Raw genomic sequence first — 21,281 nt, 5'->3', positions numbered from 1 at the left:
AGGAGGCAGATGGTCGACCGACCACGTCGCGCCGACGCGCGCCGCAACTACGAACTGGTACTCTCGGCCGCGAGGGAGGTATTCGACGAACTCGGCGTGACCGCCCCGCTCGATGAGATCGCGCGCCGCGCCGGGGTCGGCAATGCGACGATGTACCGCCATTTCCCCACTCGCGGCGACATGGTCGTCGCCGTCTACGCCGAGGAGGTCACCGCACTGGGCGAACTCGGCCGGACATTGCTCGCCGACCCATCGCCCGCCGATGCGCTGTTCGCCTGGCTACGCGCCTTCATTGCCCACATCTCCACCAAAAGCGAACTCGCCCTTTCGATTTCAGAGGACGAGGCCGGTCAGCGATCCGCACTGTACCGAGAATGGCACGAGACGATGCACACCGCCGCCGCCGATCTGCTGCACCGGGCGCAGAACGCGGGCGCCGTCGAAGCCGACCTCGACCTCGCCGACCTGCTCGCCTCCGCCAACGGAATCGGCCGCGCCGCATCCGACGCCGCCCAGGCCGACCGCCTACTGGCCATAGTCCGCAATGGCCTCACACGCACACCGCCAACTGGCGACTCGCGGAAATAGAGTCCGCTCGGACAGCCCGGTTCGAGGCGCGGCCCCCGGCGACGCGAGGCCGGCTACCGTCCGACGGATCTCACACCCTTGTCAGGTCAATCCTGACGCGCTAGTTTGTCAGGGTCAACCTGACGAAGGGATCTGTTGTGAACCGCTGCTCCTTCTGCAACCGCTCGGCCGAGGACGTCGACACCCTCGTCGCAGGCGCGGGTGTCTACATCTGCGACGCCTGCGTGGCCCTGAGCGCCGAGGTCATCAAGAACAAGCCGGACGGGCCGAAACGCACCACTCCCGTGTGGGAGGGCATCGACGACGACACCCTTCTCGCTCATCTGCCGCGCATCGACGCGATTCGCCACCAGGTCGACGACGACCTGCGCTGCTGGGTCGGCGAGGCTCGCCGACGCGGAATGTCCTGGGACCGTGTCGGCGAAGCGCTCGGAATGCGCCGTCAGTCGGCATGGGAACGGTTCTCGTGACAGGCAGGGCGAAGCGCGCCCGGTGTCGACCTGGGCGCGTTGCGTGAGAGCGAATTTCGAACGATCCGTACTCGACGCACCGGGGCGCAGCGTCTTGCTGCGCGCTGTCAGCCCGCCGATCGAACGCCCGCGCGCACCCGGTTGTGGTGGATCTCGTCGTGGTGTTCGGACACCCAGGCGATCAGTGAGGTGACGACCTGGATCAGTCCTCGACCCAGCGGGGTCAGTTCGTATTCCACGCGGGGCGGCACTTCCGGGTAGGAGGTTCTGCTCACCAGGCCGTCCTGGCCTAGTTGGCGCAGGGTGAGGGTGAGCATGCGCTGGGAGATGCCGGAGACTGCGGTCTGTAGGTCGGTGTAGCGCAGGGGACCGTCTTCGAGGACGGCGATGACGAGCAGGCTCCACTTGTCGCCGACCCGGTCGAGGATCTGGCGGATCGATTCGACGCGTTCGGGCGACATGCCGGCGCACGGGCCGATCGTCGAGATCAGGTCTCTACCCTGCATAGCGCACATTTCCCTCCGGCACGGACACGGATGTGCCTTTTGTACGGGTCTCAATAATGGCCCATTCTGGGGTTCCACACAAAAAGTAGGAATTGGGGAGTCACATGTCGAAAGTCATCGCCGTCTTCGGGGCGGGCACCGGTCTCGGCACGTCGGTCGCGCGCCGCTTCGGGCGCGAGGGTTTCCGGGTCGCTCTGGTGGCGCGGCGCAAGGATCGTCTCGACACGCTCGTCGAGACGCTGGCGGCCGATGGGATCGAGGCGGCGGGTTTCTCCGCCGACCTGTCGTATCCGGCGGGCGTGCCGGATCTGATCGCGGCGATTCGCGCGCAGTTCGGCCGCATAGATGTCGTCGAATACGGTCCCATCGGCGGTGAGCAGGGCTTCATTCCGGCCGCGCAGCTCGATGCCGCCGCGCTGGAAGCCCTGCTGCCACTGCTGTTGCTCACCCCGGTCGAGGTGGTGCGCGCGGTCCTGCCGGAGTGGACCGAGCGTGGCGACGGCGCGTTCCTGTTGACCCACGGATATTCCGCCGTGCAACCGTTGCCGCATCTGAGCGGTTTCGGCCCCGTGATGTCCGCGGCCCGCAATTACGTCTACTCGCTGCACGGCGAACTGGCGCCCGAGGGCATCTATGTGGGGACGCTCGCGATCGCCGCTTACATCGCGCGCAGTGAGACGGCCGAGGCCGCCCTCGCCGCCAGGGAGGCGCCTCCCGGCTTCCCGATCGCGGACCCCGACGATCTGGCCGAGCACTACTGGAACATGTACGTCGCGCGCGACCGCGTCGAACAGGTCCACCCGGAGAACCCCGGCCTGCATCCGGACGCGAAGTAGTCGAGTCGCTTTCTGTCGCCGCATGATCCGCGGGGACCGTGCCCGCGGATCATCGAGCGCGTTCCGCGAAGGCTGTTCGACGGAACAGGTCGTGCCACGACCCTCCGCTACCGCGTGTAGCGATGTTTCACCCCGACGGGGAAGTAGTCTGGGTCGCCCACGGGCAGCAGTCGGATCTCGGGCAGATGACGTTCGCGCGGAACGTAGTTCGCGTATTCGCTGTTGCGCCGCACGAGTTCGTCCCGGATCACCTCCGCGACCGCGCTCGCGTCGTCGGGGGTCGCGATGTGATCCGGGACCAGTTCGACCGTGACGCGCAGGCGCACATCGCCATCGGCGTCCTCGGGCACCTCGAGCACGAACTTGCCGGTGACCCACGCGCTCGCGGGCGGCTGCTCGAGGCCGATCGTCACCGTCTCGGGAAACACGTTCGCGCCGTAGAGCGATACCGCGTGCAGTGACCGTCCGAAGACGTAGACGAACGGCAGTTCCGGGCCGTCCACCGGCTCGAATCCCTCGGCGCGACAGGTTTCGAGCAGGTGCTCGTTGGTGAGTGTGCCGCCGTCGTCGGCGATGTGGTAGCGGATGAGCGGCACGCCGCTGTCGGCGGTGAACACCAGTGTGCCGTCGATGGTTTCGAAGTACCGGTCGAACGGGTCGTATTGCAGCAGGGTCGGCAGCCGCTCGCTGCCGAACAGCGTGCGCGCGAGGTCGGGGCGGTCGGCGAGGAAGCGGCGGATCGCCACGCTCAGCGGTGTCTCGTTGCCGAGCACTCCGGCGTCGGCGGTGCCGTACAGTGCGGCGATATCACGTACCGGGTCGGCGCCGGTGCGTGCGCACAGCAGGTCGCGCCACTGTTCGCTGATCACCTCGCCCGCCAAGACCATTCGCACCGCGAGCCGAGGCCAGTCGATGCCCGCGCGTGCGCCGGAGTCGATGACGTCCTTGAGGAACGGCGGATAGCCGAACAGCACGACCTGATCGAAGTATTCGCCGAGTTCGGGTACCACGCGCAGGATTTCGGCCTTGTTGTTGCCCGGCGCGACGATGGTGATGTCGAATTCGCTCGCCAGTCGGGCCGTGCAGTTGAGCGTGTAGATCCCGCCGACCCAGGTGCCGAGCGGGAAGCACACCACGGCCAGGGTGCGTCGTTCGTTGGCGCGGAAACCGTCGACCAGCACCTGTCGGAAGCGGGCGGTAGCGGCGACCTCGTCGGCGGCCGAGCGCGGCCAGTAGGTGGGGATGCCGGTCGAGCCCGAGGACACCGCGATCAGGTCGCATCCGGTGAGTCGTCCGTCGCGGCAGCGCTGCGGCAGCGGGTAGCGGCGGTGGTAGTTGGCCTTCGTGGTGAGCGGCAGGGTCGCGAAGGCGGCCGGGTCGGTGATCGCGGACGGATCGATGCCGTTGTCGCCGAGGAACGCCCGGTACGCGGGCACCGTGTCGGCGGTCCGGCGGAACAGCGACAGCAGGTGGGGGTACGGGTCCGGAGCCATGCGCGATGGCCTTTCTGCTCGAAAGTCGGCGGGCGGCGCAAGAAGGGTATCGGCCGCATGTCCGGTTCGTCGGATCGGCGGATGAATCGCGTATTCCCGGGATTCCGGATCGGTGAAGTGAAAGTATCCATGGTCACTGCCGTGTCTCGGTGTCGCTCGGGGCGAGAACCCGGCCGTGTGGGCGGGGTGCGGGACGGTCGGGAGCGTTCCGAGACGGGCGCCGACGCGAGCCGGCATTACGGCGCACTCCCCTGTTCGTGATCATGCCGCTATCGAGCGCACCTTGTCGTGACATTTTCCTGTCTGGAATCTTGCTTATTCACAGCGAACACTTGGTTACGCAAGTTTGGCGGAAGTCGATTCGAACGAAGGATGCACGATGACCATGAAAGCCAGAAAGGTGGCCGCTGCGGCCGCCATCGCCTTGTCCCTCGGCGCCATCGCGGCACCCGCCGCGTCGGCGGCCACCACGTCCTCCGATATTCCGGGGGTGAACCAGACGGGATCGGTCGGGATCTGCGTGAACCTCGGCAGCGTCTACGTGTGCCTCTGAGTGCGACAACCGCGGTGATCCGAATGCGCCGACGAGTCGAGGCCGGAATCGGAGACAACACCTCCGTCTGTTCTACCCTGGAGCATGGCCCCGACTCGTCGGCACATGTTGCGTATGGGCGCCGTCGGCTCGGCGGCGCTGCTCGCGGGAGCCCTCACCGGCGCGAGCGCCCGATACCCGGCGCCGCGACGCTTGGGTGACCCGTTCTCCCTCGGCGTGGCCTCCGGCGACCCGACCCACGACGGAGTGGTGCTCTGGACCCGGCTCGCCCCCGACCCGCTCGCCCCCGGCGGCACCGGCGCGATGGCGCGCGCACCGGTCACCGTCGACTACGAAGTGGCCAACGACGAGCATTTTCGCCGCGTCGCCGCGCGCGGCAGCGTGCTCGCCACCCGCGAATTCGCGCACAGCGTGCACCCCGAGGTCAACGGCTTGGCACCGGACCGCTGGTATTTCTATCGTTTCCGGGCGGGCGACGCGATATCCCCGGTCGGACGCACCCGCACCGCGCCGGCCCCGGGAGCGCCTATCGAAAGGCTGCGTTTCGCGGTCGCCTCGTGCCAATCCTGGAGTTCCGGCTATTTCACCGCATACGACCATATCGCCGCCGAGGACCTGGATATGGTCGTGCATCTCGGCGACTACATCTACGAGAAGACCTTCATCCGCGGCCGCCGGGACATGGAACTCGCGGCGCACCTGCGCGACGAGGCCGTCGACCTGACCGGCTACCGACTCCGCTACGCCCAAGGCAAGCTCGAAGACCCGCTGCGCGCCGCCCACGCCGCCTTCCCGTGGATCACCACCATGGACGACCACGAAGTCGACAACAACTGGGCCGCAGAACGCCCTGGCACCGGATTCGACATCCATCGACTGCCGCAGCTGTATCGACGCCGCCGAGCCGCCGCTTTCCAGGCCATGTACGAACACCAACCGCTGCGCCTGGCGCAAATGCCGTCCGGACCGTCGGTGCGACTGCACCGCCGGTTCAGCTTCGGTGACCTGGCCGAACTCACCATGCTCGACACCCGAGGGTATCGCGATCCGCAGGCGTGCGGAGACGGCGCCATGGTCGAGGACTGCGCCGACCGGTCCGCCGCCGATCGCACGATTCTCGGTGCCGCGCAACGTGAGTGGCTCGTCGAAGGATTCACGCGCTCACCGGCGCGCTGGCAGCTCATCGGTAACCAGGTCGCGATGGGTCAAGCCGACTACGATCCCGGCCCCGGTCGCACCGTCGGCACCGACGCCTGGGATGGATACGTCGCCGACCGTGACGCCGTGTTGGGCGCGGCCGCCGACCGTGACGTCGACAATCTCGTGGTATTCACCGGCGACCGCCACCAGCACTGCGCCCTCGACCTGCGCGCCGACTACGAACGCGCCGAATCTCCGGTCGTCGGAGCGGAATTCATCGGATCCTCGATCACCACCGGTCGCGACGGAGCCGATATGGATCACACCGGCCGCACGCTGCTCGCCGCCAATCCGGACCTGAGATTCTTCAACGCGCAACGCGGATACTTGCGCGTCGAACTCGATCACGGCATGCTGCGCAACGACTTCCGCGTCGTGCCCTATGTGAGCAGACCGGGCGCCCCCGTGCGCACCCGTGCGAGTTTCGTTGTGCGCGACGGCATCGCGGGCACGGTGCAGGCGTGGCGACCCGACGAACCGGTCGACGCGCCGGACGAGACCGACGTCAACGCCCAACCGGGGCCCAGGCCCGGCCGGTGAATACCGCTCCGGCGCGACGCACGACCGTAGACGGGGTTAGGGTCGATCGGTGACCTTCACGGTGGGCTTCGACCTCGACATGACACTGATCGACTCGCGACCCGGTGTCGCCAAGGCAATAGACCAGGTCGGCGCGGAATTCGGCTTACCCTTGGACGGTCAACTCTTCGCGACCCGGCTCGGTCCGCCGCTGGCGCAACTGCTCACCGAGATCGGCGCGCCCGTCGATCTGGTTCCCGCGCTCACCAAGCGCTACCGCGAGCTGTATCCGTCGATCGTCCCGCATATCGTGGCGCTGCCCGGCGCCGAGGCGGCGCTCGCCGCGGTCCGCGACCGCGGCGGTCGGGTGCTCGTCGTCACCGGCAAGCACGAACCCCACGCCCGACTCCACATCGACGCACTCGACTGGAAGATCGACGCCCTCGTCGGCGACCTCTGGTCCGCGGGCAAGGCCGACGCGCTACGCACCCACGGCGCGGGCATCTTCGTCGGCGACCACGCGGGCGACATGATCGGCGCCAAAGCCGCCGACTCCTACGCCGTCGGCGTCACCACCGGCCCCTGCGACGCCGACGAACTCCGCACCGCGGGCGCCGACGTGATCCTTCCCGACCTCACCGACTTCCCCCGCTGGCTCGCCGACCACCGACCCGCCCGCGCGGCCCTGTCATCGCCAAGCGGCGAGTAATTCGTCCGGACCCCAGCAAACAGCCAACGGCAGACCGGGCCGCGCACCCGATCGCGATACCGCCACCAGCGGGGTATCGCGATCGGCCCGGCACCGAAAGCACTGCCCTGGCAAGCGCGTCGTAGTCGTGCCGATCGAACGGACGATCCTCGAGCCATTTGACGGACCCGACGAAATGTATTGCCCTGGCAACAGTCTCGCGGTCAGCGTCAACTACACCGCCACCTCCCAGGCGAATGAACATAGATTCGATCTTACTTAGATGGAATCTATGTTCAAGCCGCACTACTTATGCGTGTGGAACCGTTCAGGAGGACTTGTAGCGGCGGAGGTATTCGGCGGTGAGGGAGGTGGGGTGGGCGAGCAGGGCGGTGGGGGTGCCGGTGAAGACTATTTCGCCGCCGTCCTTGCCGCCGTCGGGGCCGAGGTCGACGACCCAGTCGGCGTGGGCTACCACGTCGAGGTTGTGTTCGATGACCAGGACGGTGTTGCCGCGGTCCACAAGGTTGTCCATGAGGGTGAGCAGGGTGTCGACGTCGGACATGTGCAGGCCGGTGGTCGGCTCGTCCAGGACGTAGACCGCGGCGGTGTTGTGGAGTTGGGTGGCGAGTTTGATGCGTTGGCGTTCGCCGCCGGACAGGGTGCTCATGGCCTGGCCGAGGCTGAGGTAGTCGAGGCCGACCTCGTTCATGGTGCGCAGCCGGGTGTTCAGCGTCTTCTCGGGGAAGAATTCGAGGGCTTCCTCGGCGGACATGGCGAGCACGTCGGCGATCGAGCGGTCGCGCAGGGTGTGCACGAGGACGGCGTCGGAGAAGCGGCGGCCGTCGCAGGCGTCGCAGTGGGTGGTGACCGGGTCCATGTAGGCGATCTCGGTGATGATCACGCCGCGGCCCTCGCATTGCGCGCACGCACCGTCGGAGTTGAAGCTGAACAGTCCTGCGGGCTGCCCGGTGGCCTTTGCGAAGAGTTTGCGGATGGGGTCCATGAGGCCGAGGTAGGTGGCGGGGGTGGAGCGTGAGGACGCCGCGATGGCGGACTGGTCGACGAATATCGCCTCGGGATGCCTGCGCACGAACACGTCGCGGATCAGGCTGCTCTTGCCGGAGCCCGCGACGCCGGTGATCGCGGTGAGGACCCCGGCCGGGATGCCGACGGACACGTCCTTGAGATTGTGGACGTCGGCGTGGTCGATGCGCAGTTCCCCGGTGGCAACGCGGAAGGAGTCCTTGACCCGGAATTCGCGGCGCAGGCCCGCGCCGGTCGGGGTGTCGGCGGCGCGCAGGTCCGCGAAACCGCCTTGGAAGACCACGCGGCCGCCGTGCACGCCCGCGCGCGGACCGACGTCGACGATATGGTCGGCGATCCGGATGACATCGGGATCGTGTTCGACCACGAGCACCGTGTTGCCCTTGTCCCGCAGCGCGCGCAGCAGGGCGTTCAGGCGGCCGACATCGCGCGGATGCAGGCCGACGCTTGGTTCGTCGAAGATGTAGGTCATCCCGACCAGCGTGCTCGACAGGTGCTTGATCATCTTCAGGCGCTGCCCCTCACCTCCGGAAAGGGTCGAGGTCGCGCGGTCGAGGCTCAGATATCCGAGGCCGATGTCGGCGACCCGGCGCAGTGCGACGCGGATGGCCTCGGTGAGTCCGAGCGCGGCGGGTTCGGTGATCTCGTCGAGCACCGCGATCAGGTCGGTGATCTGCATGGCCGACCATTCGGCGATATTGCGGCCGCCGATCCGCGTGGCCAGCGCCGCCGTGTTGAGCCGGGCGCCACGGCAGGTCGCGCAGACGCCTTCGGTGAGAAATCTCCGTATCTGTTCGCGGGTCTTCTCGCTCAGTGTCGAGGTGTCGCGCTGCAAGCGGGTGCGGGTGAATTTCGCCGCCAGCCCTTCGTAATTCGCCTTCCACGTGCCCTTGGCGAAACTCAGCTCGACCTTGCCGCCGGACCCGTAGAGGAAGTCCTCGAATTCGGCGGCGCTGTAGTCGCGCAGTTTCTTGTCCGGGTCGAAACGACCGGAACGGCCGTAGAGCTGCCATTCGCCGCCGCCGACCGAGTAGCCGGGCAGCAGGATCGCGCCCTCGTTGAGCGATTTGCTCCGGTCGACCAGCCGGTCGGGATCGGCGCGTACGGTGACGCCGAGTCCGTCGCAGTCCGTACACATGCCCTGCGGCACGTTGAACGAGTAGTTGTAGACGAATCCGGCCGACGGCGAACCGAATTGCGCGAACATCGCGCGCACCATCGAATAGATGTCGGTCATGGTGCCCACCGTGGAGCGCGGGCCGCCGCCCACCGGCTGCTGATCGATGATCACCGGCGCGTTGAGCCCTTCGATGGCCTGCGCGTGCGGGCGTTCGTAGCGCGGCAGGAAGTTCAGGACGAAGGCCGGAAAGGTGGCGTAGAGCTGTCGTTGGGATTCCACCGCGATGGTGTCGAAGACGATGGAGGATTTTCCCGATCCCGAGACCCCGGTGAAGACCGTGATCTTGTTCTTGGGGATCTCCAGCGACACATCGCGCAGGTTGTGTTCGCGGGCGCCGAGCACCCGGATCACGTTGTCGTCGCTCGCGGCGACGGGGGTTTCGGTGGTGCGGGTTGCGACGGAATCGGAAAAAGACATGCCGCCCACCATGCCGGCTCGGACCGACAAAATGCCCGTACGTATGTGATCTAAATCACATACTTCTGAAACGGAGGACAGATTTCGGCTCGAGCGATCTGGATTCGAAATCCATTGCAGTACAAGGTAACCCGAATAGAATGACCAGAGTTCCGAATCGAGGAACCGCAGCCGTCGCCTTGCTCGCGGCCCCGGAGCCCGCAGTCGACCGCGCGGGCTCCGGAAGCGCATTCGCTACGGCGCGGTCCGGTCCCCCGCACCCACCGGCGACGGGCTGTCCGCGAGTCCGGACAACGCCTCCGGCAGCGTCCCTCGATACAGCACACCGAGGCGCTGGGTCGCACGAGTCAGCGCCACATAGAGTTCGGCCGCACCGCGCGGACCATCGGCCAGGATCCGCTCCGGATCGACCACGAGCACCGCGTCGAACTCCAGCCCCTTGGTCTCCGACGCCGCCACCGCGCCGGGCACGTCCGACGGCCCGATCACCACGCTCGTACCGTCGCGACCGGATTCCGCCCGAACGAATTCCTCGACCGCTCCGGCCAATTCGTCCTCGGTCACCTCGCGCGCCCACGGCTGGACACCGCACGCGCGCACCGACTCCGGCGGACGCACCGCGGGCGCGAACTCGGCCAGCACCGCGGCGGCGACATCCATGATCTCGGCGGGAGTGCGGTAGTTCACCGTCAGCGACCGGTACGCCCAACGCCGCGGCACGTACGGTTCGAGCATCGACGCCCACGAATCCGCGCCCGCCGCCGACCGACGCTGCGCGAGATCGCCGACCACCGTGAATGACCGGTTCGGGCAGCGCCGCATCAGCACCCGCCAGTCCATCTCCGACAGCTCCTGCGCCTCGTCGACCACCACGTGCCGATAGGTCCAGGTCCGGTCGGCGGCGGCGCGCTCGACCAATTCGCGGGTGTCGCGTTCCAGGAAGCGGTCCGCGAGATCCTCGGCGTAGAGCATGTCCTGAGCGAGCAGATGATCCTCGTCGTCCATCAGGTCCGCGCGGTCGACCAGGATGTCGAGCACGCCCGCCGCGTACTCGGCTTCGGCCTTCCGTGCCCGCTCGGCGTCGTCGGCGGGCGGGCCTTCGGCGCCGAGCAAGTCGACCAACTCGTCCAGCATGGGCGTATCCGAGACCGTCCACGCCGCGCCGTCGACGCGGAACAGCGCCGGGTCCGCGCCCGCCGCCGCGAGGCGTTCGGGCGACTCGTAGAGCGAGGACAACAGCGCGTCCGGTGTGAGGATCGGCCAGAGATCGTCGAGCGCGGCGATGAACGCCTCGTGCTCGGCGAGTTCGGCGACCAGGTCCTCCCGCAACTGCTCCCACGCCTCACGCTCGTCCCTGGTCAGCCAGCCGCGACCGATCCGGGCTATGGCGCGCTCGGTGAGCACGTAGGTGACGATCTCGCGGAACACCGCGCGCGCCTCGTTGTGCGGCCGTCCACTCGCGCGGGCTTCCTCGCGCGCCCATTCGACGGTCTCGGCGTCGATGCGCACCGTGACATCCGCCAGTTCGATCAGGTAGGGCTGTTCGGGCAGCCGCTGCCGGTCCGCGATCGCCGCTCGCAGCACGTCGAGAATTTTCAGCGATCCCTTCAGACGCGCGGCGGTCGCGGTGTCCTCGGCGGTCACGTGCCTGCCCGGCACGAAGTCGCCTGCTGTCATGAACACCACATTCGATTCGCCGAGCGACGGCAGCACGCGACCGATGTGGTTCAGGAACGCCGGATTCGGCCCGACCACGAGCACACCGTGCCGTTGCATCCGCTCGCGCTGGGTGTAGAGCAGGTAGGCCACGCGATGCAGCGCCACCACGGTCTTCCCGGTGCCGGGACCGCCCTCGATCACCAGCACGCCCGGATGGTCGAGCCGGATGATCTCGTCCTGCTCGGCCTGGATCGTCGCGACGATATCGCGCATCCCCGCACCGCGCGGCGCGTTCACCGCGGCCAGAAGAGCCGCGTCGCCGCGTTGGTCGCCGTCCGGACGGCCCAGCACCTCGTCGGTGAATTCCAGGATCCGACGGCCACGGGTGTGGAATTGACGTCTGCCGCGCATGTTCTCCGGCGACGCCGCCGTCGCCACGTAGAACGCGCGCGCGGCGGGCGCCCGCCAATCCAGCAGCAGCGGCTCGTATTCGTCGTCCCGGTCGAACAGACCGATCCGGCCGATGTAGGACCGCTCCCCCGTCACCGCCTCCAACCGCCCGAAACACAGTCCGTTGTCGGCTACGTCGAGCCGCTTGACCTCGCGGCCCAACGCTCGCACCTCGAACTCCCGCTCCATCGCGGACTCGCCGTCACCCCGCAGCGCCACGCTGTACCGCCGTTTCGCCGCCGCCCGCTCCGCATCGAGCCGCGCGTAGAGCCCGGCCACATACTCCCGCTCGGCCCGCAATTCCTCGTCGTATTCCCGACTCGACACACACCCTCACATTCCCGGCTCGACCGTTTCGCGCGCTACCCGCCCGCCCCGAACGTGCGACCGTCTTCGCAGCTACAGACCTCGGCGAGCGATTGTGCAGCACCACCCCGGCCTTGCCGCAAGCCCCCGTCTGCGTTATAAGTTGGAAGTGGAAGAACTAGCTTTCTTCCGTTCCGCCCACCTCCGGGCCGTGCCCACGCCGATTCGCCGAGTGGTGCAGGAAAGCCGCCAGCGCCGGTGAATCGTTCTCCGGCAGCCAGGCGAGCACCGAAGTCGTCGGTTCGGCGTCCGACACCGGGACGCAAGGCAGGCTGCGCGGGACCTGGGCCGCGGCGGACGCGGGAAGCAACGCCACCGCGCGTCCGGTGGTGGCGAGGTGGGTCAAGTGGCCCGTGTCGTGAATCACCGGACGGTTGTCCGTGCCCGGCCGGACAGCTGATTCCGGCCAGCGGGCCATCGGTTCACCGATCAGATCGGACATGGACACGGCGGTCCGTGATGCCAGTCGATGGTTGGGCGCGAGGACCACGACCTGGGTTTCGGTGCTCAGGTCGAGGAAGTGCAGCCCGGTGAGGTCGTTGTTCGGGCGATGCAGCAGTGCCAGGTCGGCGCGTCCGTCGCGCAGCATGGCGATCCGTTGGTCGACGCTGTGCACGATCTCGACGAGCACCGCCATGGGATCGGACCGGAAGTCGCGGACGATCTCGTCGATCGCCCCGGCATCGGTCCCGGCCTTCATCGCCAGCACCAAGCGCGCGTCGACACCCGCGCGCCGGGTGCGGCGGACCGCGGCGGCCACGGCGTCGAGCGCACGAATCCCCTCCCGCAACAGCGTTTTTCCGGCTGCGGTCAGTTCGACACTTCGGCTGGTGCGGCGCAGCAGCGGCACCCCGAGGCGGCGTTCCATCCGCGCGATCGCGCGCGACAACGCGGGCTGGGCGATCCCGACTCTTCGCGCGGCTCTCCCGAAATGCAGTTCCTCCGCCACCGCCACGAAATAGACCAGATCCCGAGTCTCGAGCAGATCCATTCCTCGAGGGTATCGGCCGAGAACGACTCGGTCCTGGTGTCGGCGACCATCCGGTGGTGGGCTGGGGACATGGACAAGAAACGGGAAGCGGTCGCGCTGATCACCGGCGGCCATCGCGGAATCGGATACGAGATCGCCGCCGGGTTGGGACGACTCGGCATGACGACGTTGGTCGGCGCCCGCGATCTCGACCAAGGCGAGCACGCGGCGGGACGACTGCGCCGCGACGGCTTCGACGCACATGCGCTCCGGCTCGACGTCACCGGCGCCGATGATCCGGCCGAGGTGGCCGCGTGGATCGGCGCGCGGTACGGCCGTCTGGACGTGCTGGTGAACAACGCGGGCATTTCCGGCAGCCGCCAAGGGCAGCAGCCAGGATCAGCCGATCTCGCCACCCTTCGTACCGTGTTCGCCACCAACGTCTTCGGCGCCGTCGCGGTCACCGAGGCGATGTTGCCCCTGCTGCGCCGTTCACCCCGCGCTCGCATCGTCAACGTCACCTCGGGCCTCGGCTCGATGACCCGCATGACCGACCCGGGGGACTACTTCACCGGGCTGCCCGCCGCTCTCGGCTACCCGCCGTCCAAGACGGCGCTCAACCACATCACCGTCCAATACGCCAAACATCTCGCTCCCGAAGCGATTCTGGTCAACGCCGCCGATCCCGGTCCCTGCGCCACCGAATTCACCAAAGGTATCCCCGGCGTGACCCGCGCGGCCGCGGACGGCGCCCGCGTCGTCGTGCACCTGTCCACTCTCGAAGACGACGGCCCCACCGGAGGATACTTCGACGAGGCGGGCCGGGTGCCGTGGTGAGCAGCGCTGCCGGAACGCGCGGTCGCTCGGTCGGCTCGGCGCGACGCGGGTTCGTGCGGCACGGCTCGCGGAGTTCGTCAGTTGGCCCGGGTCTGTGCGATCAGGGCTTCGTACTCCTGCGGCGGGAGTTGTCGACGTGACATGTCGAGCAGTGCCTGTTCCAGGGTGCGGTCGGGGTCGGATTTCGCTCGTATCGAGGTTTCGGTGCGGACGGTGATCGAGGTGCCGCGGACGGTTATCGATAGTCGGCCCGGATCCTCGATCAGGAATCCTCGGTATCCCTCGCGACCGGGGGCGCGGCGGATGCGCTCGGAGTCGATGAGCTCGTCGAGTACGGCGGTGATGGTCCCGGCTTCCGTGTCGGTGGTCTCCCACGACGGGTTCGGCCTTCCGCTGAACATGTCGACCATGACGCGCACTGTTCACCCGATCCGATCATCGGTCGCGGCGTCGCCGGTGGGACGGATCGTCACCGATCGTCCCGTCCCCCTCGTCGCGCGACACTGCTGAAGTACTGCACCACCCACTGATCCGGGCAGGCGTCCCCCCGGAGTTCGCGTCGAAATTCGCTGTGCTGACAACGGCTTTCGACAACACGATAGCCTACCGGCATCGCGGCGCCCCGAGGTGGGTGGCTCAGCGCAGCAGTGGGATGGCCGGGGCGAACGCCTCCATGCTCGATTCGAGCACCGTGATGTAGGTGAATCCGTAGCGGGTGCGCAGGTCTCGGACGCGGTCGGCGATGTCCGCCGGTGATCCGATCAGCAGGATCGGAAGCTTCTCCGGCTGTTCGGCGACGGCGGCGGGCAGGACGGGGCCGAGTTCGGCGAGCAGGGCCGGGAGTTCGTCGTGCGGCAGCACGCGCTGCACGAGGAGATTGAATTCCGTGTCGGCGGCGCGCGCGCCGAGTGCGCGGCGGGCGAAGGCCACGCGGTCGGCCATGGCTTCGGGACCGGCGATCTGCAATGCGCCGTCGACACCGGTCGACGCGCCGGTGAAGGCGACGATGTCGGCGTGTTCGGCGGCGACGGTGAGCAGCTTGTCACCCCAGCCCGCCACCAGCAGCGGCGGCCCGGGACGCTGGACGGTGCGCGGCTGGTGGTCGGGGTCGACGAAGAGGCGTTTCAGGGTGGTGATGGTGTGCTCGAGGTGGTCGACGCGCCTGCCGCCCGCCAGGAACGGGATGTCGGCGGCCTCGAACTCGGCCTTCACGTAGCCCGCGCCGAGCCCCAATTCGACACGACCGTCGGTGAATTGGTCGGCGGTGGCGACCTCGCGGGCCAACAACACCGGATTGTAGAAGGGGGTGTTCAGGACGAAGGTGTTGAGCCGGACCCGCTCGGTCGCCTCGGCGGCGAGGATCAGGGCGGGGAACGGCGCGGGCATCCCGAGGTGGTCGGCCACGCCGATCACGTCGAAGCCCAATTCCTCGGCGCGGCGGCACTTCTCGACCCACTTGCCGCGGGATGTGGGAATGGCCATGTTGACGCCGAATCGAAACGCTCGCTGCGCGGTCACCGCTCCTGTCTACCCAACCGGGGGCGCGCCCGCCAGTCCCGCGTCGCGGTCAGCAGGTCACGACGGTTCCGGCCACGAGGGAGCGCACCTGTCCGGCCTTCATGCGCGCACGGTGTCGGCGGAGGACACCCGAGCGCCGCGCGGCGCCGGAACCACGCCGTTCTCGATCAGGCTCTCGGCGGTGTCGAGAATCGATTCCCGCACCGGACGCATGGTCCAGCCGAGTTCGCGGCGGGCCTTGTCGGCGCTGACGGTCTCGGCGCGGCCCAGCGTCGGCACGACGAGGCGAATTCCCTTGTCGGCCAATGCGACCGCGCGGACCAGCCAGTCCGGCAGCACCCTTGTGGTGACCCGGAATCCGCGCGGGTTGTATTCGGCGGCGAGTATGTCCGCCATCTCACCCATCCAGACCGGGGCGCCCGCGCAGATGTAGCGGTTACCGGCGGCGCCCGGCGTCTCCATGGCGAGGCGGTGCGCGGCGGCCAGATCGCGCACGTCCACCGGGGCCCACGCGGTGCGCGGCGAACCGGGCGCGTCGCGCACGAGCAGTCGCCGGACGGGCTCGTGGGAGGTGCTGGTCACCGCCCGCGCCTGGACCGGGCCGAGGACCATGCCTGGGTTGACCACGGCGAGTTCGAGGGCCTGGCCTTCGGGGAGGTGGTCGACGAAATCCCAGGCGGCGCGTTCGGCGAGGGTTTTGCTCTTCTGATAGGCGGGGATCTTGTCGAGCACCGACCAGTCGGCCTCGGTGCGGACCGCGTCCCGCTCGTGGCCGTAGGCGATCGCCGCGACCGAGGAGGTGAGCACCACCCTGGCGACGCCGCGATCGGCGGCCGCGGCCCGCAGGACGCGCAGGGTGCCCTCGACGGCGGGGGTGATGAGTTCGTTCTCGTCGGCGGGCGGCGCGGTGGGGAACGGTGAGGCGACGTGCATGACGTAGGCGCAGCCAGCGACGGCTTCGGCCCAGCCCGCGTCGCGGTCGAGGTTCGCGGCGACGAACTCCAGTTCACCGCCGGTGCGCCGGGCCGACTCCGTGAGGTGCGCCCGGTTCGCGGTGGCGGCGAGATCGCGGACGGTGGCTCGGACGGCGTAGCCGTGCTCGAGCAGTTCGGCGATGCAGTGACCGGCGACGAATCCGGTGGCGCCGGTGACCAGTACTCGTGTGCTCATGGGACCTACCCGCTTCTCGTGCGACGTGCGACACTCGATTTGAGCGCCGCTCAGATAATCTAAGCATCGCATAGATTATCTGTCCACCGAGATCGGTGACCGGTGCGCCGCCGCCGCTGGGTCGCATACGCTCGGAGAGTGAAACGCACGACCTACCACCACGGCGCCCTGCGCGATGCGTTGCTCGACGCCTGTAGGCGCCTGATCGAATCCGAGGGCATCGCCGCGGTCAGCCTGCGCCGGGTCGCGCGCGAAGCCGGAGTGAGCACCGGCGCCCCCTACCACCACTTCACCGACCGCGCGGCGCTGCTCGCCGCGCTGTCCACCCAGGGCTTCGAAACCCTCGGCGCCGAACTCGCCGCCGCCAAGGCCGCCGCCACCGGCACGCCGATGCAGGCCCTGTCCGCGATGGCCGCCGCCTATGTTCGTTTCGCCCGCGAACACGGCGCCTACTTCCGGCTGATGTTCCGCCCCGAACTGTCCGAGCCGGAGAAACACCCGGATACCGTCGTGGCCGCCGACGCCGCCTTCGCGGTTCTCACCGACACCATCGCCGACGCGGTCGCCGCGGGATTGCTGCCCGCCGACAAGGCCGAGGTGCTCGGCATCACTTGGTGGGCCATCGGCCACGGCATCGCCTCACTGTGGCTCGACGGCCAGCTCGACAAACGCAGCGAACAGCTCGGCACCACCACCCCCGAACTGGTCGAGGACATCATGGCCACGCTGAACGGGCTCATCGACCCCGTACGGTGACGCGCGTCGAGCCGCCCGCGCCGCCCGGCGCGACCTAGAGTGGATTCCGGACAGTTGCCTACGCTCGTTCCCATCCGCATCGAAAAGAGGCGACCGCTATGACCGCACCGCTGAATCCCGTGGTCGAACAGTTCGTGACCGCGCTCAACGACCACGACCGAGACCGCTTCTACGGCCTGCTCACCGACGACGCCACCATGTCCGACGACGGTGTCGAACGCAATCTCGCGCAGTGGACCGACTCCGAGGTCTTCGACAGCAACGGGCGTATGAGCATCGACAGCGTCAACGAGGGCGGCACCGCCTTCGTCGCCGACTACACCAATTCGCGCTGGGGTTCGATGCGCACCAACTGGCGTTTCATGGTGCGCGACGGCAAGATCAGCCGATTCGAAACCGGCCAGGCCTGAGACTCGCCTCGAATACCTTGCCGAGCGGCGCCGGTTCTCGGCAGACTCGAGTCGTGTTCGACGCGCCCCGATACGGTTCGGGCTCCCTCTCCGACCTGCTGCCCTCGGTCCTGGCATGCCTCGGCGTGCCGGGCGAAGTCGACCGCATCGGCCTCGATCTCACAGCCCGACGGATCTGCGTGCTGCTCATCGACGGACTCGGCGCACAGGCCATGCACGCGGGCGCGCACGCCGCGCCGTTCCTGTCCGGTCCGGCCCCCGTCACGATCACCGCGGGGTTCCCGAGCACGACCGCGACGAGTCTCGGTTCCCTCGGCGTCGGTGCCCCGCCCGGTGAACACGGCATCGTCGGCTACCTCATCCAGGTGCCCGGCCATGACCGTCTCGTCAACACCCTGCGCTGGCGGCCGCACGGCGAAGGACCGTCGATCGACTTGCTGCGCGAACTGGTGCCCGAGCTATTCCAGCCCACCCCAACGGTATTCGAACGCGCCGCGGCCGCGGGCATATCCGTGACCCAGGTCGCGCCGGGCTATCAGGCCGCATCGGGACTGACCAGGGCGGTGCTGCGCGGCTGCGAGTTCCGTCCGAGCTTCTCGGTGGGCGACCTGATCGACGGCGTCGCCACCGCCCTGCGCGCGGGCGACCGGTCACTGGTGTATGCCTACCACGGCGATCTCGACACCATCGGCCACGTGCGCGGACCGGCCTCCGACGCCTGGCTCTACGAACTCGAACACGTCGACCGACTCGCCGCCGCCATCGCCGCGCGCCTGCCCGCCGACGCGGCGCTGCTGGTCACCGCCGACCACGGCATGGTGGAACTCACCGGCGCCGTCGACTACGACCGCGAAGCGGACTTGCGGGAGGGTGTCGCGCAACTCGGCGGCGAGCCGAGAGCCCGCCACCTCTACACCGTCGACGGCGCGGTGGACGATGTCCGGCAGACCTGGCGCGCGCGTCTGGGCGCGGACTTCGAGGTGCTGACACGGTCGGAGGTCATGGCCCGAGGCTGGTTCGGCCCGGTCGTCGGACCGGGGGTCGCGGCCAGGATCGGCGATCTGGTGGTCGCGGCGCGCGGCGCGGGCGGCATCGTGCGCACCGCGGCCGAGCCGTCGCAGTCGGCCATGATCGGACACCACGGTTCGCTGACCGCCGCCGAACTCGATGTGCCGCTGCGCACCTATATCGCGTAGCCTCGCCACTCGCGGCAGATCAGGACCGCACGCACGAAACAGGAGCGCAGATGGACGCCACGGTCACACGGACGAGGCTCACCACGGTCACACGGACCGGACTCACCCTGCTGGCCGCCGCCCTACCGCTGACCGGGTGCACCGATATCGAGCGTGCGTTGAATCAGGGCGGTGACACGCCATGTAGTGAATACGTCAAGCAGGACGCCGACACCAAGCGGATGACGATCACCAAATTCGTGAAACAGCAGACGAATACGGAGACCGAGCCTGCGGGCACCGTGGTCGACGCCACCATCGTGACCGTCGACGTCATGTGCGGCGCGCAGCGTAACTTCGATACGCCGATCAAGAATGCCGATGTCGCGGGCATCTTCGTGGCGAAGTAACCGCGCGGCGAAGTAACACGACGGCGCACGGCGCCGAAAACTTTCGCGGGCCCGGAAAACCTTCCGCACACCTGGTGCGTGCGCCATGATGAAAGCACCGATTCGTGACCCTCGCGAGCGCCGTCACGAACACCGCCATCACCATCGCGACCGCGCCGGAACCGAAGGCACGCGAGAACAGTACCGAAGAGCACAGACGACAAGGCATTTCGAGGTGGCACCGATCAGCACCCTCACTCGACAGCGCAAGGAACTGGAAAAGGAATGGGTCCGTTGGGCGAATTCCTCGTCCGACGCTTCCAGGCTGACTCCCGGAACTCCGTTGCTACGTCACGAAGTCGCGCAATCGTGGCAGCGTTCGCTGCACACCGTCGATCCGGCGCGCGCGGTGGCGCCCGGACTCGACGACGTCGCCGATCGGTGGGCCGAATCACCGTTGCGCGCTCCGATCACCCAGCTCGGCGACCATCTGCGCGGTATCGCCGAGGACGCCGGATTCGTCGCGGCGGTGACCGACACCAACGGCACCATCGTGTGGATGTGCGGCGATCGCGCCATTCGACGCCAGGGCGAGTCGGTGAATTTCGCGCCGGGCGGGCGGTGGGACGAGAGCCACATGGGCACCAACGGTCTCTCACTGGCATTGCATACCGACCGGCCGGTTACGGTCTTTTCCGCCGAACATCTGGTGGCCGCGTTGCACGGCTGGGTGTGCTATTCCGCACCCGTGCACGGACCGGACGGTCGGCAAGTGGGCGTACTCGATCTGTCCAGCCGATGGGATCGTTCGCATCCGGCGATCATGACCTCGGTGCGCACCCTCGTGCTGGCCGCCGAAACCCTGATCCGCACCGCCGCGCCGCCACCCGCCCGCGGCCTGCGCCTCGAATGTCTCGGCACCGCACGGCTGTCGCGTGAGGGGCGGCCGGTGCCGTTGCCGCCGCGCCAACTCGAGATCCTCGCGCTGCTCGCCCTCGAGCCGGGCGGCTACACCCCCGAGCAGTTGCACGCCGCGATCTACGGCGATCGACCGGTGTCGCCGAGCACGCTCAAAGCCGATGTCTCCCACCTGCGTCGAGCCACCGGCGGCGAGATCGCCAACCGCCGTTACGCCTTGACCGGACCGATGTCCTGCGACGCGGTCGATCTGCTGGCCGCGATCGAATCCGGCGACACCGCGTCGGCCGTCTGGCTGTACCGGGGGCCGCTGCTTCCGGGGTCCGACACTCCGGGCGTGGCCGCATGGCGCGACTACCTCGATGTCGGGGTGCGCAACGCGGTACTCGGCAGCGACCGACCCGAATACGCGGTGAGCCTCGGGGAGAAGACGCCCGCCGACGTCGAAATCCACGAGCACGCTTTGCGTTTGCTGGCTCCGGACGACTCGCGCCGCCCCGCGGTCGCCGCACGGTTGCACGCGGCGCTGCGCACCTGAGGCGCGCGCCGCCGACCGGCACCTACCTCGCGCCAACCTTCGCGGGCAATAGTTGCCCCGACAGCAGTTTCCGCGAGGAGCAAGCGCCATGATCTATGCCAAACCAGGGACCGATTCGGCCATAGTCGCCTTCGCGACCCGGTATGACAATTTCATCGGCGGCGACTGGGCCGCGCCCATCGAAGGACGCTACTTCGACAACCCCTCCCCCGTTGACGGCGAAATCTTCTGCTCGGTGGCGCGTTCCACCGCCGCCGACATCGATATGGCGCTCGAGGCGGCGCACCGCGCCGCCGATTCCTGGGGCCGCACCGCACCCACCGAACGCGCGAACATCCTCAACAAGATCGCCGACCGGATCGAGAACAGCCTCGAACCATTGGCCGTGGCCGAGACGTGGGAGAACGGCAAACCGGTCAGGGAGACGCTGGCCGCCGATATTCCGTTGGCTGTGGACCACTTCCGCTATTTCGCAGGCGCCATCCGCGCCCAGGAGGGCGGGATCTCCCAGATCGACGCCGACACCATCGCCTACCACTTCCACGAACCACTCGGCGTCGTCGGCCAGATCATCCCCTGGAACTTCCCCATCCTCATGGCCACCTGGAAACTCGCCCCCGCACTCGCC

21 protein-coding genes are annotated in these 21,281 nt (G+C 68.2%); 13 read left to right on the top strand and 8 right to left on the bottom strand.

Going from position 1 to position 21,281, the window contains the following annotated elements; translation table 11 throughout:
• Nucleotides 1-9 precede the first annotated feature (9 nt).
• Together IT779_RS31465 and IT779_RS31460 are read left to right on the top strand one after the other, a co-directional pair.
• On the top strand, nt 10-588 hold the full coding sequence (locus IT779_RS31465; protein WP_196153115.1) for a TetR/AcrR family transcriptional regulator: 579 nt from the start codon (nt 10-12) through the stop codon (nt 586-588).
• 137 nt (nt 589-725) lie between these two features.
• Entirely contained in the window at nt 726-1,058 is a 333-nt protein-coding gene (locus tag IT779_RS31460; protein ID WP_332839055.1) for a ClpX C4-type zinc finger protein, read from the top strand.
• A 107-nt stretch (nt 1,059-1,165) separates the two neighbouring features.
• On the opposite strand, the gene IT779_RS31455 is transcribed toward IT779_RS31460, so the two are convergent.
• Nucleotides 1,166-1,519: a winged helix-turn-helix transcriptional regulator gene (locus IT779_RS31455; RefSeq protein ID WP_232542299.1), complete on the bottom strand. Its 354-nt coding sequence runs from the start codon at nt 1,517-1,519 to the stop codon at nt 1,166-1,168.
• Between the two features lie 149 nt (nt 1,520-1,668).
• Between IT779_RS31455 and IT779_RS31450 the strand changes: the two genes are divergently transcribed.
• Nucleotides 1,669-2,400 (top strand): SDR family NAD(P)-dependent oxidoreductase, encoded by a 732-nt coding sequence (locus IT779_RS31450; protein ID WP_196153113.1) that lies wholly within the window; start codon nt 1,669-1,671, stop codon nt 2,398-2,400.
• Nucleotides 2,401-2,507: 107 nt separating this feature from the next.
• On the opposite strand, the gene IT779_RS31445 is transcribed toward IT779_RS31450, so the two are convergent.
• Entirely contained in the window at nt 2,508-3,893 is a 1,386-nt protein-coding gene (locus tag IT779_RS31445) for a phenylacetate--CoA ligase family protein (RefSeq protein WP_196153112.1), read from the bottom strand.
• Between the two features lie 379 nt (nt 3,894-4,272).
• Here IT779_RS31445 and IT779_RS31440 point away from each other — a divergent pair, with 379 nt between their 5' ends.
• The 3 genes from IT779_RS31440 (at nt 4,273) to IT779_RS31430 (ending at nt 6,874) form a co-directional block, all read left to right on the top strand.
• Nucleotides 4,273-4,446, top strand: a complete 174-nt coding sequence (locus IT779_RS31440; protein ID WP_196153111.1) for a hypothetical protein — start codon at nt 4,273-4,275, stop codon at nt 4,444-4,446.
• A gap of 84 nt (nt 4,447-4,530) precedes the next feature.
• Entirely contained in the window at nt 4,531-6,186 is a 1,656-nt protein-coding gene (locus IT779_RS31435) for an alkaline phosphatase D family protein (RefSeq protein ID WP_196153110.1), read from the top strand.
• Nucleotides 6,187-6,235: 49 nt separating this feature from the next.
• Complete coding sequence (locus IT779_RS31430; RefSeq protein WP_196153109.1) at nt 6,236-6,874, top strand: HAD family hydrolase; 639 nt, start codon at nt 6,236-6,238, stop codon at nt 6,872-6,874.
• A gap of 307 nt (nt 6,875-7,181) precedes the next feature.
• Here IT779_RS31430 and IT779_RS31425 read toward each other — a convergent pair whose 3' ends face one another.
• From IT779_RS31425 to IT779_RS31415, 3 genes are all read right to left on the bottom strand, one after another.
• Nucleotides 7,182-9,497 carry an ATP-binding cassette domain-containing protein gene (locus IT779_RS31425; RefSeq protein ID WP_196153108.1) on the bottom strand — a complete coding sequence of 772 codons (2,316 nt, stop codon included), beginning with the start codon at nt 9,495-9,497 and terminating at the stop codon, nt 7,182-7,184.
• A gap of 234 nt (nt 9,498-9,731) precedes the next feature.
• Nucleotides 9,732-11,933 carry an RNA polymerase recycling motor ATPase HelR gene (gene helR / locus IT779_RS31420; protein ID WP_196153107.1) on the bottom strand — a complete coding sequence of 734 codons (2,202 nt, stop codon included), beginning with the start codon at nt 11,931-11,933 and terminating at the stop codon, nt 9,732-9,734.
• Nucleotides 11,934-12,090: 157 nt separating this feature from the next.
• Nucleotides 12,091-12,963 (bottom strand): LysR family transcriptional regulator, encoded by an 873-nt coding sequence (locus IT779_RS31415; protein WP_196153106.1) that lies wholly within the window; start codon nt 12,961-12,963, stop codon nt 12,091-12,093.
• Nucleotides 12,964-13,032: 69 nt separating this feature from the next.
• Here IT779_RS31415 and IT779_RS31410 point away from each other — a divergent pair, with 69 nt between their 5' ends.
• Entirely contained in the window at nt 13,033-13,779 is a 747-nt protein-coding gene (locus IT779_RS31410) for an SDR family NAD(P)-dependent oxidoreductase (protein ID WP_196153105.1), read from the top strand.
• 77 nt (nt 13,780-13,856) lie between these two features.
• Here IT779_RS31410 and IT779_RS31405 read toward each other — a convergent pair whose 3' ends face one another.
• From IT779_RS31405 to IT779_RS31395, 3 genes are all read right to left on the bottom strand, one after another.
• Complete coding sequence (locus tag IT779_RS31405; RefSeq protein WP_196153104.1) at nt 13,857-14,189, bottom strand: hypothetical protein; 333 nt, start codon at nt 14,187-14,189, stop codon at nt 13,857-13,859.
• A 226-nt stretch (nt 14,190-14,415) separates the two neighbouring features.
• Nucleotides 14,416-15,297, bottom strand: a complete 882-nt coding sequence (locus IT779_RS31400) for a TIGR03621 family F420-dependent LLM class oxidoreductase (RefSeq protein WP_196153103.1) — start codon at nt 15,295-15,297, stop codon at nt 14,416-14,418.
• A gap of 99 nt (nt 15,298-15,396) precedes the next feature.
• A complete protein-coding gene (locus IT779_RS31395; protein WP_196153102.1) occupies nt 15,397-16,467 on the bottom strand; it encodes an SDR family oxidoreductase in 1,071 nt (356 codons plus the stop codon).
• A gap of 138 nt (nt 16,468-16,605) precedes the next feature.
• Here IT779_RS31395 and IT779_RS31390 point away from each other — a divergent pair, with 138 nt between their 5' ends.
• The 6 genes from IT779_RS31390 to IT779_RS31365 all read left to right on the top strand — a co-directional run.
• Nucleotides 16,606-17,223, top strand: a complete 618-nt coding sequence (locus IT779_RS31390) for a TetR/AcrR family transcriptional regulator (RefSeq protein ID WP_196153101.1) — start codon at nt 16,606-16,608, stop codon at nt 17,221-17,223.
• A 98-nt stretch (nt 17,224-17,321) separates the two neighbouring features.
• Entirely contained in the window at nt 17,322-17,633 is a 312-nt protein-coding gene (locus IT779_RS31385) for a nuclear transport factor 2 family protein (RefSeq protein WP_196153100.1), read from the top strand.
• Between the two features lie 53 nt (nt 17,634-17,686).
• Nucleotides 17,687-18,829 carry an alkaline phosphatase family protein gene (locus IT779_RS31380; RefSeq protein ID WP_196153099.1) on the top strand — a complete coding sequence of 381 codons (1,143 nt, stop codon included), beginning with the start codon at nt 17,687-17,689 and terminating at the stop codon, nt 18,827-18,829.
• Between the two features lie 50 nt (nt 18,830-18,879).
• Nucleotides 18,880-19,218 (top strand): hypothetical protein, encoded by a 339-nt coding sequence (locus tag IT779_RS31375; protein WP_196153098.1) that lies wholly within the window; start codon nt 18,880-18,882, stop codon nt 19,216-19,218.
• A gap of 214 nt (nt 19,219-19,432) precedes the next feature.
• Nucleotides 19,433-20,653 (top strand): transcriptional regulator, encoded by a 1,221-nt coding sequence (locus IT779_RS31370; protein ID WP_196153097.1) that lies wholly within the window; start codon nt 19,433-19,435, stop codon nt 20,651-20,653.
• A gap of 88 nt (nt 20,654-20,741) precedes the next feature.
• Nucleotides 20,742-21,281: aldehyde dehydrogenase family protein (locus IT779_RS31365; RefSeq protein ID WP_196153096.1), on the top strand; the 540-nt coding region annotated here is incomplete at its 3' end.

This window comes from Nocardia bovistercoris (genome assembly GCF_015674855.1).
Classification (GTDB): domain Bacteria; phylum Actinomycetota; class Actinomycetes; order Mycobacteriales; family Mycobacteriaceae; genus Nocardia; species Nocardia bovistercoris.
This window is presented reverse-complemented; position numbering and strand designations above follow the sequence as displayed.

Bases quoted from the DNA above. Each gene is read 5' to 3' on its own strand.
- IT779_RS31465 (WP_196153115.1), top strand. From the start codon at position 10: ATGGTCGACCGACCACGTCGCGCCGACGCGCGCCGCAACTACGAACTG.
- IT779_RS31455 (WP_232542299.1), bottom strand. From the start codon at position 1,519: ATGTCGCCCGAACGCGTCGAATCGATCCGCCAGATCCTCGACCGGGTC.
- IT779_RS31450 (WP_196153113.1), top strand. From the start codon at position 1,669: ATGTCGAAAGTCATCGCCGTCTTCGGGGCGGGCACCGGTCTCGGCACG.
- IT779_RS31445 (WP_196153112.1), bottom strand. From the start codon at position 3,893: ATGGCTCCGGACCCGTACCCCCACCTGCTGTCGCTGTTCCGCCGGACC.
- IT779_RS31440 (WP_196153111.1), top strand. From the start codon at position 4,273: ATGACCATGAAAGCCAGAAAGGTGGCCGCTGCGGCCGCCATCGCCTTG.
- IT779_RS31435 (WP_196153110.1), top strand. From the start codon at position 4,531: ATGGCCCCGACTCGTCGGCACATGTTGCGTATGGGCGCCGTCGGCTCG.
- IT779_RS31425 (WP_196153108.1), bottom strand. From the start codon at position 9,497: ATGTCTTTTTCCGATTCCGTCGCAACCCGCACCACCGAAACCCCCGTC.
- IT779_RS31415 (WP_196153106.1), bottom strand. From the start codon at position 12,963: ATGGATCTGCTCGAGACTCGGGATCTGGTCTATTTCGTGGCGGTGGCG.
- IT779_RS31410 (WP_196153105.1), top strand. From the start codon at position 13,033: ATGGACAAGAAACGGGAAGCGGTCGCGCTGATCACCGGCGGCCATCGC.
- IT779_RS31405 (WP_196153104.1), bottom strand. From the start codon at position 14,189: ATGGTCGACATGTTCAGCGGAAGGCCGAACCCGTCGTGGGAGACCACC.
- IT779_RS31395 (WP_196153102.1), bottom strand. From the start codon at position 16,467: ATGAGCACACGAGTACTGGTCACCGGCGCCACCGGATTCGTCGCCGGT.
- IT779_RS31385 (WP_196153100.1), top strand. From the start codon at position 17,322: ATGACCGCACCGCTGAATCCCGTGGTCGAACAGTTCGTGACCGCGCTC.
- IT779_RS31375 (WP_196153098.1), top strand. From the start codon at position 18,880: ATGGACGCCACGGTCACACGGACGAGGCTCACCACGGTCACACGGACC.